General features: G+C 72.6%; 10 protein-coding genes and 1 pseudogene. 8 read left to right on the forward strand and 3 right to left on the reverse strand.

All coding sequences use genetic code 11. The annotated features are described in order from the left end of the window. Nucleotides 1-213: 213 nt before the first annotated feature. From ACH4ZA_RS36840 to ACH4ZA_RS36850, 3 genes are all read left to right on the forward strand, one after another. Nucleotides 214-1,851 carry a PucR family transcriptional regulator gene (locus ACH4ZA_RS36840; RefSeq protein ID WP_398433470.1) on the forward strand — a complete coding sequence of 546 codons (1,638 nt, stop codon included), beginning with the start codon at nucleotides 214-216 and terminating at the stop codon, nucleotides 1,849-1,851. 87 nt (nucleotides 1,852-1,938) lie between these two features. Beyond that, nucleotides 1,939-2,757: an SAM-dependent methyltransferase gene (locus ACH4ZA_RS36845; RefSeq protein WP_398433471.1), complete on the forward strand. Its 819-nt coding sequence runs from the start codon at nucleotides 1,939-1,941 to the stop codon at nucleotides 2,755-2,757. Between the two features lie 156 nt (nucleotides 2,758-2,913). Next, complete coding sequence (locus ACH4ZA_RS36850) at nucleotides 2,914-3,843, forward strand: ADP-ribosylglycohydrolase family protein (protein ID WP_398433472.1); 930 nt, start codon at nucleotides 2,914-2,916, stop codon at nucleotides 3,841-3,843. Nucleotides 3,844-3,911: 68 nt separating this feature from the next. On the opposite strand, the gene ACH4ZA_RS36855 is transcribed toward ACH4ZA_RS36850, so the two are convergent. Then, nucleotides 3,912-4,349: a VOC family protein gene (locus tag ACH4ZA_RS36855; RefSeq protein WP_398433473.1), complete on the reverse strand. Its 438-nt coding sequence runs from the start codon at nucleotides 4,347-4,349 to the stop codon at nucleotides 3,912-3,914. Between the two features lie 241 nt (nucleotides 4,350-4,590). Between ACH4ZA_RS36855 and ACH4ZA_RS36860 the strand changes: the two genes are divergently transcribed. Then, complete coding sequence (locus ACH4ZA_RS36860) at nucleotides 4,591-5,904, forward strand: TolB family protein (RefSeq protein ID WP_398433474.1); 1,314 nt, start codon at nucleotides 4,591-4,593, stop codon at nucleotides 5,902-5,904. 23 nt (nucleotides 5,905-5,927) lie between these two features. On the opposite strand, the gene ACH4ZA_RS36865 is transcribed toward ACH4ZA_RS36860, so the two are convergent. Continuing rightward, nucleotides 5,928-8,798 carry an AAA family ATPase gene (locus ACH4ZA_RS36865; protein WP_398433475.1) on the reverse strand — a complete coding sequence of 957 codons (2,871 nt, stop codon included), beginning with the start codon at nucleotides 8,796-8,798 and terminating at the stop codon, nucleotides 5,928-5,930. A 290-nt stretch (nucleotides 8,799-9,088) separates the two neighbouring features. Here ACH4ZA_RS36865 and ACH4ZA_RS36870 point away from each other — a divergent pair, with 290 nt between their 5' ends. The 4 genes and pseudogenes from ACH4ZA_RS36870 to ACH4ZA_RS36885 all read left to right on the forward strand — a co-directional run. Continuing rightward, nucleotides 9,089-10,756 (forward strand): protein kinase, encoded by a 1,668-nt coding sequence (locus tag ACH4ZA_RS36870; RefSeq protein WP_398433476.1) that lies wholly within the window; start codon nucleotides 9,089-9,091, stop codon nucleotides 10,754-10,756. Further along, nucleotides 10,753-11,502, forward strand: a complete 750-nt coding sequence (locus ACH4ZA_RS36875; RefSeq protein ID WP_398433477.1) for a hypothetical protein — start codon at nucleotides 10,753-10,755, stop codon at nucleotides 11,500-11,502. Before ACH4ZA_RS36870 ends, ACH4ZA_RS36875 begins: the two co-directional genes overlap by 4 nt. Nucleotides 11,503-11,512: 10 nt before the next feature. Then, entirely contained in the window at nucleotides 11,513-12,019 is a 507-nt protein-coding gene (locus ACH4ZA_RS36880) for a hypothetical protein (protein ID WP_398433478.1), read from the forward strand. A 93-nt stretch (nucleotides 12,020-12,112) separates the two neighbouring features. Continuing rightward, a pseudogene (locus tag ACH4ZA_RS36885) lies at nucleotides 12,113-12,580 on the forward strand (ATP-binding cassette domain-containing protein); the annotation flags it as partial. 102 nt (nucleotides 12,581-12,682) lie between these two features. On the opposite strand, the gene ACH4ZA_RS36890 reads toward ACH4ZA_RS36885, so the two are convergent. Further along, nucleotides 12,683-13,216 carry a 2'-5' RNA ligase family protein gene (locus tag ACH4ZA_RS36890; protein ID WP_398433479.1) on the reverse strand — a complete coding sequence of 178 codons (534 nt, stop codon included), beginning with the start codon at nucleotides 13,214-13,216 and terminating at the stop codon, nucleotides 12,683-12,685. Between the last annotated feature and the right edge of the window lie 122 nt (nucleotides 13,217-13,338).

Genomic DNA, 13,338 nt, shown 5'->3' on the forward strand with positions numbered 1-13,338 from the left:
CGCGGTCTGCGGTTTTTCGGTTCTGAGCATCTCCGCAGGCGGGAGGTGCGCCAAGCCGCGATCTGTCCGGCCGGTTCGCGGCATCCGGACGATGTGTCAGCCTCCCGGGGGCTTGCCGGGCTCCCCCGCTCACGGACAGCTCTTGCGCCGGTCAGCGACGCTTGTCACAGTGGCCGGGCACTTCCCGGTGCCGGCCGTGCCGGCAGGGACCCCGTGGAGAACACAGTGAACGACAACCACCCGGCCGACCATGGGCCCGTCCGGCCGCTCACCGTGGCCGACGTCCTGGCCCTTCCGGTCCTGGCCGCGGGGCAGCCCCGGGTCGTGACCGGTGCGGCACAGCTGGACCGGCCGGTCGGATGGGTGCACATCACCGAGCTGACCGACCCGGCGTCCTTCCTCAAAGGCGGCGAACTCGTCCTCACGACCGGGATGCCGCTCCCGGAGGACGCGAGAGGCGTGCGCCGGTACGTCGACGAACTCTCCGACGTCGGGGCCGCGGCGCTGGTCATCGAGCTCGTACGCCGCTACCACCGCCCGCCGGACGCGCTCGTCGACGCCTGCCGCCTGCGCGGCCTCCCCCTCGTCACCCTCGCCAAGGACGTCAACTTCCTCGAGGTGACCCAGGTCGTGCACGCCCTGCTGCTGGGCAACCAGACCCACGCGATGCGCCGTACCCAGCGCATCCACGAGGCGTTCACCGCCCTGACCCTTCGTGGCGCCGGCCCGGAGGACGTGATGCGCGCGGCAGCGGAGACGAGCGGGCGCACGGTCGTCCTGGAGAACCTCGCGCACCAGGCGCTGATCTGCGAACCGTCCGGGCTCACCGTCGAGGAGGCACTCGCCGACTGGGAGCAGCGCTCCAGGGCGACCGGGTCCGGCGACCACACGGCGATACGAGGCCCGGAGGGCTGGCTCACCGCCTCGGTCGAGTACCGGGGTGAACGCTGGGGACGCGTGGCCATGCTCCCCGCGCGCGCCGAAAGTCCGTCGTTCGGCCCGGAGGACGTGACCGTGCTGGAGCGGGCCGCGATGGCACTGACCGTGGCACGGCTCATCCACCCCACCCCGTGGGAACGCACCGCGCACCGCAACGCGCTGCTCGACCTCGTGGAACAGCGCCACCGCTCGGCGCAGGACGCCCGCGCCCGCTGCGCCGCGCTGGGCCTGCCGGCCGACCGGAGCCGCTTCGTCGCCGTCCTGGTGGACCTGGGCGCGGCGGCGGAGGGAGCCGAGACCGAGTCCCGCCTGATGCGGGAGCTGAGCACGGCGGGCGCGGCGGCTCTGGTCGGCGAACTGGCCCCCGGGCGCGTCGGCGTGCTGTTGGGGCTGCGCGCCACCCAGCCGTGGCGTCCCGTCGTCGAGCGACTGTCCGCCGTGGTGCTGGGTCTGGTCCAGGGGGCCGTCATGAGCGTCGGCTGCGAGGTCGCTGACCTCATCGACGCCGTCCGCTCGTTCCGGGCCGCGGCCCGCGTCGCCGAGGCCACCCCGCCCGGCCAGCCCCTCCCCGCGGACCGCTCCTTCCACGAGCTGTCCGACGTCGGTCTGCGCCGACTGCTGTACGCCCTGCGCGAGGATCCCCGGGTGCAGGAGTACGCCGAGCGGCAGCTTCGGCGCCTCGTCGACCACGACACCCAGCACGGCACCGACCTGCTGGCGACCCTGCGCCACTACCTCGAGGCGGCGGGCAACAAGACGACCGCCGCCCGCCGGGGCGGCCTCTCCCGGGAGACCATGTACCAGCGCCTGCGCACCATGGAGCGTCTCCTCGCGCGCGACCTGGAATCAGGCGACCAGCGCACCGAGCTGCACGTGGCTCTCACGGCCCTCGACGTGCTGCGAGCCGGCTGACCCCGTGGTCCCCTTCGATCACGTCCAAGGAGCTGGAGGACCTCAAAAGGAGGGTGCGCAGGCGGCGTTGGGGGGAGAATGACCGCCATGACGTACGAAGGCTCCTCCATCGACCCGGCCAAGCCCAGCATCGCCCGCGTCTACGACTACTTGCTCGGCGGCAAGGACAACTACGCCGTGGACCGCGAGATCGGCGACGTGTTCAAGCGCGACCTGCCCGGTTCGGTCGCCATCGCCTTCGCCAACCGCGCGGCGCTGACCCGGGCGGTCAGGGAGATCGCGAAGACCACCGGCATCCGGCAGTTCATCGACCTCGGCAGTGGCCTGCCCACCGCGGACAACGTCCACCAGGTCGCGCAACGCCACGCTCCCGAGTCCCGGGTCGTCTACGTCGACACCGACCTCCAAGTACTGGTCCACGGCCGCGCGCTGCTCGAGAACAACGACCGGACGCGTGTCGTCGCGGTCGACGTGCGCGACCCCGAGGGGATCCGCACGCACCCCGACACCCGCGAGCTGATCGACTTCTCTCGTCCCGTCGCCGTCATCCTCAGCGCCATCCTCCACCACGTCAACGACGACGAGGACCCGGCCGGCATCGTCCGCTACTGGCGCGACCACGTCCCCTCCGGAAGTTACTTCTTCATCAGCCACTTCCGCTCCGGAAACAACCCGGAGACCGAGGAGGCCGAGAAGGTCCTCCAGCAGACGTTCGGCCGCGGCCGGTGGCGCACGGACGCGGAGATCGCCGCCCTGCTGGACGGCCTGGAGATCCTCGACCCCGGGATCGTCCCCGCGTCCCTGTGGCGCCCCGACGAGAGCGACAACCCGTGGTCCCGCGGCGGCAGACGAGAGCTCACCGTCTGGGAACACCTCATCGCCGCCGGTTTGGCACGCAAGGCGTGACCGCTGCCCCCGGCCCATGGCCGGATCGGTCCTGCCGGTGAGGGGGCGATGGAGCGCGAGAAACGCCTCCCGCGACGGACATGGCCTGGCGTCACGTCCTCCATCGCCCTGTCCACCCAACGGAGCGGCACGCCGCAGCATCGACAGGCTGCGTGCATGAAGCGGGTGCAACGCGCCGCAGGCGCGGTCGTCGGCTCGGCGGTCGGTGACGCGCTGGGCGGTCCCTTCGAGTTCGGGCTCCAAGGAGCGTTCTCCGCACGGTTTCCCGCGCCCGGCACCGGCGGTGAGATGTGCGGAGGCGGTGGCTGGGACCCCGGTGAGGCCACTGACGACACGCAGATGGCCGTCCTGGTCGCGGAGTCCCTGCTCGAACGGGGCGGACTTGACCTGCCGGACGTCTTCAGCCGCTTCCAGCGATGGGCGGCGTCGGACCCCAAGGACATCGGCCTGCAGACCGAGGACGTCCTCACCAACGGCATGCCCTGGGACCTCGCCGCCGCAATCCATTTCCAGGTCAACCGACGAGCAGCGGGAAACGGCTCTCTGATGCGGGCGTCGACGTCCGCCGTGTATTTCGCGCCCGCCGGTCAAAAGGCCACCATGGACGCGGCCCGCCGCATCGCCGCACTCACCCACGGCGACCGCGCGGCCTGGGAAGGCACCGCGATCTTCCACGAACTCATCCGGGTCACCCTCGAGGACACCGATCCCCTCAGCGCGCTGCCGGACATCCTGGAGCTCGTCCACCCCGAACACCGCGGCCGCTTCGCCACCGTCCTCGCGCCCGACTGGCACCCCGATCAGGCCACCGAGTTCAACGGCGCCGTATGGCCCTGTCTGGGCTCCGCGGTCTGGGCCCTGCGCACCACCACCAGCTTCGAAGACGCACTGCGCGCAGCGGTCGACCTCGGCGGCGACACCGACACCGTCGCCGCGGTGACCGGAGGCCTCGCAGGGGCGTACCACGGGCCGGCGGCGATCCCCGCCCGTTGGACCCAGCCGCTCCACGTCCCTCTCCCCGGCTCCGACGGACGAGTTCTGCGCCTGCCGGATCTGCTCCGGCTCGCCCACCGCCTCGCATTCTGAACCGCGCCGGTGGGGCGGCCGCGAAGCGCGGCACGCCCTGCTCCCGAGGGGGATGACGCGACCGGTCGTCAGTTCTTCTTCAGCTCCTCGGCGAGCATCACCAGGATGCCGCTGGGACCGCGGACGTAGGTGAGTTTGTAGATGTCCTCGTAGGTCGCCACCCCGCGCAGCGGATGGCAGCCGTGCTGTGCGGCCTTCTCAAGAGCTTCGTCGATGTCGTCGACCGAGAAGGCGACGCGATGCATGCCGATCTCGTTGGGCCGGGTGGGCTGCGTCTCGACGGCCTCGGGGTGGATGTACTCGAAGAGCTCGATGCGACCTTGGCCGTCCGGTGTCTGAAGCATCGCGATGTTGGCGTGGTTGCCGTCGAGGCCGACGGCCGTGTCGGTCCACTCACCGCTGACCGTGTCACGGCCGACGACCGTGAGGCCGAGGTCGGTGAAGAAGGCGATCGTCGCTTCGAGGTCGCGCACGGCGATCCCGACGTTCTCCAGTTTGATGGCCATGCCTCGCATGCTATCCAGCCGGACCGACAGAGCCCTTCCGACAAGGGCGCAGGAGCCCCGCGGGTTCCCGGAACAGTCGGGAGCAGGGGCTGTTCAGCAGGGGTGTTCAGCACGAGGAAGGCGCGCGAGATGGCGAGGACCGGTAAGGCATAGGGGGTTCCCTCATGCTTCGGCCGGTCCGACGCGGAACGCTGGTCCGGCAACCCGCTGCCGCGGCGGCGAACCGAACAGAAGGACACTCATGAGACGTCACTCCGTAATCCGCAACGCAGGGCTCGCGTCGGGAATCGTGGCGGCGCTGCTGTCAGGCGGCGTCGCGCATGCCACGGACGACGAACCGGGGGCGGCGGGCACGGCGCCGATCAGCAACTCCGCCAGCGGCCCGTCGATCTCCGCCGACGGCCGTTACGTGGCTTTCGCCTCACTGGCGAGGGACCTGGTGCCCGGCGACACCAACCGAGCGGACGACGTGTTCGTACGCGACCGGCAGACCGGCGCCGTCACCCGGGTCAGCGTCGACTCGGCGGGCGGCCAGGCCAACAACGTGAGCCGGAATCCGTCGATCTCCGCCGACGGCCGCTATGTCGCGTTCGAGTCCTTCGCGACGAACCTGACGGCCGGTGACACCAACCGCTACCGCGATGTCTTCGTTCACGACCTGCAGACCGGTGAGACGACCAGGGTCAGCGTCGGCAGGGACGGCGAGCAGGCCGACAGCGAGAGCTTCCATCCGTCGATCTCCGCCGACGGCCGGTTCGTCGCGTTCGACTCCCCCGCGTCGAACCTGGTGTTCGGCGACACCAACGACATCCATGACGTCTTCGTGCGCGACCGGCAGACCGGTGAGACCACCCGGGTCAGCGTCGACTCCAACGGCCGCCAGGGCGACGACATCAGCCAGGTGCCGTCGATCTCGGCGGACGGGCGCTACGTCGCCTTCTCCTCCTCGGCGAAGACCCTGGCCCTGTTCCCCGACAACAATCACGCGGACGACGTGTTCGTGCACGACCGGCTGACCGGCCGCACCGACCGGATCAGCGTCGGTCCCCAGGGCGAGGAAGGCAATTCCGCCAGCCGCACGGCGGCCATCTCGGCCGACGGCCGCTACGTCGCGTTCGAGTCCACCGCGTCCAATCTGGTGGCCGGCGACACGGGCAATTCGACCGACACCGACATCTTCCTGTACGACCGGGTCACCAGGACGACGACGCAGGTGAACGTCGGCCCCGACGGCCTCGGCGACAGCAGGACCCCCGGCCAGGAGCGGACGACGCTCTCCGCCGACGGCCGCTACATCGCGTTCGTGTCCGGCGAGGACAAGCTGATCGCCGGCGACACCAACTCGAGCTGGGACGTGTTCGTGCGAGACCGCGTGAGCGCCACCACGACCAGGGTCAGCGTCGCCGGTGACGGCGCCCAGAGCGACGGCTCCAGCTTCAGCGCCTCGATCTCGGCCGACGGCCGCCACGTCGCCTTCACGACCAGCGCGACGAACCTGGGCGGTGACGGCACCAGCCGCAGGTACAACCTGTACGTACGCGACCTCGGCAACTGAGGGGGCGGGCCGCCGTGGCGTCCTCAGTCACGCGCGACGGCGGCCCACACACCGGCCAGGGCCGTGCGGCCGGAGACGCCGACCTTCGTGTAGACCCGGCTCAGGTGGACCTCGACGGTCTTGGGACTCAGATGCAGCCGGAGACCGACGTCACGGTTGGTCAGCCCGTCCGAGACCAGTCGGACGATCTCGACCTCACGAGCCGTCAGGTCGAATCGCTCGGCGCCGCTCTCTGGCCGGGGGCCGCGCGCGTTCATGCGCCGCTCCTCACGCGCGACCATCGGCAGGAACAGCCGCGCATCGCACTGGGTGAACAACGCGCGGGCGGACACGAGATGTGCGCGGGCCTGCTCGGTCGCTCCGTCGGCGCCGAACGCCGTGGCCGCGAGCAAGTGCGCCCGCCCGGCCTCCACGGCCGCCCCGATCCGGCCGAACCCGGCGGCTGCGGCGATGGCGAGCGGCGCGGCCGCCGCCGGATCCGTCGGCAGCGTGGCGATCGCGCGGGCCTGCTGTGCCATGGCGGTACGCAGCGGAAGCTCCAGCCGACCGGCCGCCTCCTCCGCCCGGTCGGCCCAGGCCGTGGCCGCGGCGACCCGGCCGGCCGCGACCTCCGCCTCCGTGAGCATCAGGTACACCAGGGGCCTGGTGCGCACGCCCACCGCGGGCAGCTCGGCGCCACCCCCACGGGTGAGCAGCAGCTCGATGCAGGCGTGCGGATCACCCGCGTGCAGCATGGCCTGCGCCAGCATCGCCTCGGCCTGGCCGCTGCGCCAGGAGCTCATGGCCGTCGCCTGGTCGTCGACGACGATGGCCTCCTCGCCCAGCCGGATCGCCTCGGTCAGGTCGCCGCGCCAGGTGGTGATCCAGCAGCCGAAGGTCAGCGCCATGACGCGCAGTTCCTCGCTGCCGGTCAGTTCCGCCGACTCCAGGCAGTCGTCGAAGCAGGTCGTCGCCTCCGCCAGCTCCCCGAGATAGGCGTGCACCATGCCGCGGATCGCGATCAGCAGCGCGATCTTGTGGGACTGTCTGCTCGCCCGGGCGAGGTGCAGGCCACGGCTCACGTGCCGGCTCGCCGCCGTGAGCCGGTCGGCGGAGATCTCCGACCAGCTCAGCCAGAACGCCGCGTCGATGTCACGGACGAGCTCGCTGTCGGGCAGCGCGTCCAGGAGTACGGCCGCCTCGTCCAGCCGGTCCGCCTGCCGGTCTATCAGCGTCGCGGCCGCCAACGCCGTCGCCAGCAGCAGCGGATCCCCGACGTCCCGTGCGGCGGCGATCGCCTCGGCCACCCGGCCGTGTCCGTGCTCGCGCTCGACGCTCTCACCGGCGACGAGCGCGACGAGCAGGGCTGCCGCGGAGTGGGCGTCGACGCCTTCGACGCGTTTCCACTCGCGGTGCAGCATCGCCCTCGCCTCGGTGTAGCGCCCGAGGATCTGCTCCACCGTCGCGCAGGCCCGCGCCGTCTGCGCCCTGATCTGGGTGAGTTCTGCGGGAAGCAGCCGCAGCACCTCGTGCATGGTCTCCCTGGCCTGCCGCAGGTCGCCCGTGGCGCCGAGTGCGTGTGCCAGCCGTCCGAGCAGGATCAGCCGCTGCGGCGTGGCCGACTCCGCGTCGGGCAACAACCGGATGGCCGCCCGCAGGAAGTGGCCGGCGGTCGTCGGCGTGGTGTCCATCGTCGCCTCGGCCGCCTCGGTGAGCGCCGCGACCGCTCCCAGGTCACCGCGGACGGCGGATCGCTCCACGTGCCGGGCGAGCTCGGCCGCCGGCGCGCCCCTGCTGCGCAGAGCCGACGCGGCCCGCCCGTGTGCCTGGAGCCGCCAGCCCGGACCGGCATCCTGGTAGGCGATGCTGCGTACCAGCGGATGACGGTAGCGGAACCGGCCGGTCGCGCCGTCCAGCCGTATCAGGTCGCGCTCGGCGAGCCGGTCGAGCGCGACGAGGACGGGCCCGGGGTCCATCGCCGCCGTCTCGGCGAGGGAATCAGCCTCGAAGTCGTCGCCCACCACCGCGGCGGCGTGCGCGACGACGCGCTCCTGCGGGGTCAGCGCGGCCAGCTCGGCGGCCAGTACCCCGTGGACCGCCACCGGGAGCGCCCCGTCGGGGTGGAGCGCCGCGTCACCGACGGCGATGCCCCGCTCTCCGGCCCGCACGAGAGCTTCCAGGTAGAACGGGTTGCCGCCGCTGGCCTGGTAGAGCTCTTCCCGCCGGGAACGGCCCAGCCTCTCCGGCATGAGGTGGCCGGCGTCGGCTCGGCTCAGTGGAGCGAGTTCGAGGAGCTCGGCCGCCCCGTCGGTCGCGGCGCGGGACAGCGCGTGCCACAGCCGCAGCGACGTCTGCCGGGGCCTGGCCGCCAACGCCAGGACAAGCCGCGCCTGGGGCGGGTGGCGCAACAGGTGGTCGAGCAGCTCCACCGAACCCTCGTCCGCCCAGTGCAGATCGTCGAAGACGAGCACCAGCCCGGACGGCTCGGCGAGCAGCTCGAGCAACGCCCGGACCGCCCGGTGCAGCCGGTACCGCTCCGCGTCGACCAGGTCGGCGGGCCCGGCGGCGGGAAGCGACGGGAACATGGTCGTCAGGAGTGCGAGCTGCTGCCCCCCGAGGGCGGCGAGACGCTCGGGTCCCAGTTCGGCGAGCCGGTCGTCGAGCGCGTTGACGAACACACCGAACGGGATGTGGGACTCGAACTCCGCCGCACGGGCGCTGCGGACCGTCCAGCCCTCGGTGTCCGCGAACTTCCCCAGCTCCGTCAGCAGCCGGCTCTTGCCGATCCCCGGTTCGCCGGTGACCGCGACACACCACGTGTCGTCCTCGCCCGCCAGCACCCCGCGCAGGATCGCGACTTCTCGCGCCCTGCCGGGTAAAGCGCCGACGGGCCTGCCTCTCACTTCGTCAGTCATGCTGGCGTCGACTCGCTTTCCGTCCGCGACCAGGCGATGCTACCGGCGCGCCCGCGCGCCCGGCAGGCGGTCCGGCCGATCACCCCACGCCCGCCGGACACGCCGCGGCACTGTCGAGCGGTTCTCCCCAGCGAGTACGCTCCCCACCGCGCGCGCCGGCGACAGGTCCAGAACGCGGGCCGCGGCGCCGCACCGCAACCGCAGCGGCCGAAAAGGTGTCTCCTCACGCGTGGCTCGATGCTTCGCAGGGGGCGGACACCGGGCCGTACGGCGGCCGTGGGGGGATGGAAATGGACACATGGGCAGTGCCCGGATACACCGAGTCACTGGAACTCGGCGCCGGGGCGAGCGGACGGGTCGTCCTGGCCGTGCACGAGGAGACCGGCGTTCCGGTGGCGGTCAAGTACCTCAGCGAGTCACTGCGTACGAGGCCCGGCTTCGTGCAGGGGTTCAGGGCTGAGGCTCGCCTGCTCGGCGGGCTGGAGAGCCCTTACGTGGCCGACCTGTACGAGTACGTGGAGAGCCCGGACGGCGCCGCCATCGTGATGGAGCTGGTGGACGGCGTGTCGTTGCGGACCCTGCTGAGCAGGTCGGCGCCGCTCGAGCCCGAGGCGGCGCTCGTGATCCTCAAGGGATCGCTGCTCGGCCTGGCCGACGCGCACCGGGTCGGTGTGGTCCATCGCGACTACAAGCCGGAGAACGTCCTGGTCGTGCCGGACGGATCGTCCAGGCTCGTCGACTTCGGGATCGCCGTGGACGTCGGCGCCAGCAGCAGCGCGGCCGGCACCCCGTCCTACATGGCCCCGGAGCAGTGGACCGGGTCCCCCGTCTCCCCCGCAGCCGACGTGTACGCGGCCACGGCCACGTTCTTCGAGTGCCTGACGGGCCGCCGGCCGTTCACCGGTGACAATCTCGCCGAGCTCGCCCTGCAGCACGTCGACGGGCCGATCCCCGCCGACGAGGCCCCCGAGGCGGTGCGGGAACTGGTGCGACGCGGCCTCGCCAAGGACCCGCTCGAGCGTCCCGCACACGCCGAGGCCTTCGTCGCGGCACTGGAGGCGGCGGCCGGCGCCACCTACGGCTCCGACTGGGAGGAGCGCGGACGCGGCCGGCTCGCCGCACTGGTGGCGCTGGCGCCGCTGCTCCTGCCCTCGGCCCGCAGTGCCCCGCCGAGCAGCACGACGGACACCGCGCGCACGGTCCTGGGCCGCGAAGCCGCTCCAGGCGGGGCCCGGTCGTGGCTGCCCGGCCGTGCGGGGGTCCTCGTCTCCGCCGCGGTCGTGCTGCTGGGCGTCCTCCTGACCTACCAGCAGCAGCGCGCCCCGGAACCCTCGCCGCAACAGGCGGCGCAGGCGCTGGCCACCAGCAGTGCCGAGGCTGCCGCGGGGCCGGTGGTGTCCGCCGCTCCGAGCACGTCGGCCGGCCCTTCCGCGTCCCCGTCCTCGACCGCGTCGTCCACCGTGTCACCCGGCCCCTCGGACTCGGCCTCGGCTTCGGCCTCCGCCCCGGTGACCGCCGACCCGGACGAGCCCTCGGCGTCGGCCGTCACGACTCCGGCCGGGGAGACGACGCCCGGCGGTCCGACCGCCAGGGCCACGCCGACGAACGCCTCCCCGACCCCGCCGTCCGCTCCCGCCGTGAAGGACGTCGCGGTGACGGGTTTCCGGCAGACGGGGTCGACGACCGGCACGGCGACCCTCACCGTGACGACGGACGGAACCGGCCCGCTCACCATCAACGTGTCGTGGTACACGGGCGCCGGCGGGCGCGGACTCGGCACGGCGGACGGCGCGTCCCAGTCCTTCGCACGCAGCGGATCCACCCAGTACACCCTCGCCGTCGACCACACCTTTCGGGGCACTGGCTGCTACTGGGCGATCGGGGCGACCACAAACCCCGCCTCCGCCGACGGCGGCGCCTCGCAACAGCTCCTGACCAGGCAGTGTGAAATCCGATGACCGCTCACCACGACCGCGCTCACCACGACCGCACTCCCGCCTCCGCCGAGGACGGCGAGCCCACCCAGGTGCTCGGCGGCGTCGCCGGGAGCGTCCCGAGCGCCGGGGCCGGCCCGGAAGACGCCGAGTACAGCGCCACCGTGCTGGCCAGTCACTGGATCCAGCGGTCGCCCGATGCGGACACGACCCTCGTCGCGCCGCCCTGCACGCAGACTCCGACGACACCGGCACCGGCTCCCGCACCGGACCGCGTCGAGGGCACGATGCTGCGGTTCGGACCGGGCGTGACCGCGGCCGTCGCCCAGCGCACTCATCGGACGCTGGCGTCGATGCCGCCTCGTCCCGCGCCGCCGCGGCGGCGTCTGCGCAGACACGCGCTGCCGGTGCTGGTGCTGATCGGCGTCATCGCGCTTCTCGCCTGGCAGCGCATCGGCCCCTCCCTCACCACGGGCTCGGTGCGGGTCGTGGCGCGGCCGGCCGTCGTGGGGTGCGACGACACGGCGGACGTCGTCGGTGTCGTCGCCACCAACGGCCGAGCGGGCACGCTCTCGTACCGCTGGACCCGGAGCGACGGCACGGCCTCGGATGTCCTGAGGGAAGTGGTGGCCGAGGGCCGGCGTCAGGCGCGTCTGCACCTGCTGTGGACCTTCCAGGGCAAGGGCCATTACGCGGCCCGCGCCGAGCTGCACCTCCTCTCCCCCGTCGACCGCACGGTCGTCACCGATCTCACGTACGACTGTCCCTGAGGGGCCGCGCATGCCCGAGTCGTTGTACGACCGTACGAGCCGTCGATGCGCGCCGGACGCCCTGGATCCCTCCTTGCACGCGGCGCTGCTGGCCGAGGCCGAGCTTCAGGGTCTCGGCGACCTCTCGGCCCCGGTGACCGCCTGCGTGGAGACCCGAAGCGTCCCGCGCCGTCGTCCCGGCGTCCTGTCCCGGCTGCTCGGCGGCGGCCCGGCCCAGGAGTCCCTGACCGCCGCGGTGTTGCTGCCACGGCATCTGTTGCTGGCGGTGACCCGGGTGCGCACGGGATCGACCACGGCGCACTGCGGGCGGCTGGACGACATGACCGTGACCGACGTCGATCAACGGCTCGTCGTCGACAGCGGCGTTTCCGTCACCACGCGCTGGTCGGACCGTTCCGAGGCCGGTTCGCTCCACGTCGGCCTCGGCGACGACGCGGCCGGGGTCTGGTTCAAGGACGCGTTGCGTCGTGCCGTCCAGGCGGCGAAGGGAGGTCGGCGCGAGGACCCGGCGCGCTGACCCGCGCGCACGCCCGGATCTCCAGGGGGGACCGCCTGATCTCCGGCTCGCGCGACCGGCCGAAGAACAGGAAGGTCCGCACGAGTAACGACGCCGACCGAAGGCACCATGCGCGTGCTGCGGGAAAGCCCCGGACGCCGGGGCGCCCACCCGCGGCTCGCTTTCCTCGCCCAGGACAAACCCCTGTACCGGGGCTTCACCGTCGAGGAGATGCTGCGCGCCGGACGCGCCCCGAACCAGCGGTGGGACGCCGCCTACGCCAGGAGCCTGACGGACGCGGCCGGAATCCCCGCCAAGGCCCGGATCTCCACCCTCTCCGGCGGTCAGCGCACCCGGGTCGCACTGGCCGTGGCACTGGGGCGCCGGCCCGAACTCATCGTGCTCGACGAGCCGTTGGCCGACCTCGATCCGCTGGCCAGGGAAGAGGTGATGCAGGAGCTGATGCCGTGGAGGGCGGCGTCTTCCTCGCCCTGTCGGCCGGGCTCCTCGGGCTCGGCGGTGGACCCTGCGGCGCCGGGTGATCTGACGCGACGCCCGCCCGGGCACGACCGGAGGCGGTAGTGGTGACGATGGCGACGTCACGTTCAGGGGGCGGCCCGCAAGTACGGTCGCCCGCGCACGTGCTGTCACACCGTCAGGCACTCCCCCTGCCGGCGGCGGGTCTCAGGAGCGGGGCGCCAGCACCTCCAGGGCGCCGGTCTCGGTGTCGTAACTGCGCAAGGTGGTGAGCCGGACCGGCAACGGCGGCGCCGGCAGCAATGCGGGGATCCGCCGGTCGGCGAAGGCGCCGGCCCGCCGGGTCCGTCCGAGGGTGACGTGCGGGCTCCAGCATTCGGGCCTGTGGAACGGGTTGAGCGCTTCGGGCCGGCTGTCCGCGGCGACCGCCTCCCACACCCTCCGGTGCAGGCCGGCCAGCGCGCTGTCGAGGTCCAGCGCCCACGCCAGCACCGATGTGGGCCGCTCGAAGCGGACCACGCCGGTGAACCTCACCGCCAGCGGCAGAGCGGCCGCCACTTCGGCGAGCTCCCAGCGAATCGGGGCAGTCAACTCCTCGCACGAGGCCAGCGTGAGATGCGGGCTGTTGGTCGGAGAGCGGTGGCGCGCCTGACTGGGCAGACCCGCGTCCGCGAGCCGCCGCCATGCCTCCCGTACGGCCGCGTCCGCCGCCTCGTCCAGCAGAACCTCGACCGTGCGCACCCTCGCAGCCTACCGGCGATCACCCGCGGTCCGCCGGGACGGCGCCCACGCGAAGGTCCCGGACAGCGGCACGCCACCTGGGCCTTTCCCGCCACCGAACGTGCGCGCGCCCCTGCCGCTTC

Source organism: Streptomyces sp. NPDC020597 (genome assembly GCF_044335095.1).
Classification (GTDB): Bacteria; Actinomycetota; Actinomycetes; order Streptomycetales; family Streptomycetaceae; genus Streptomyces.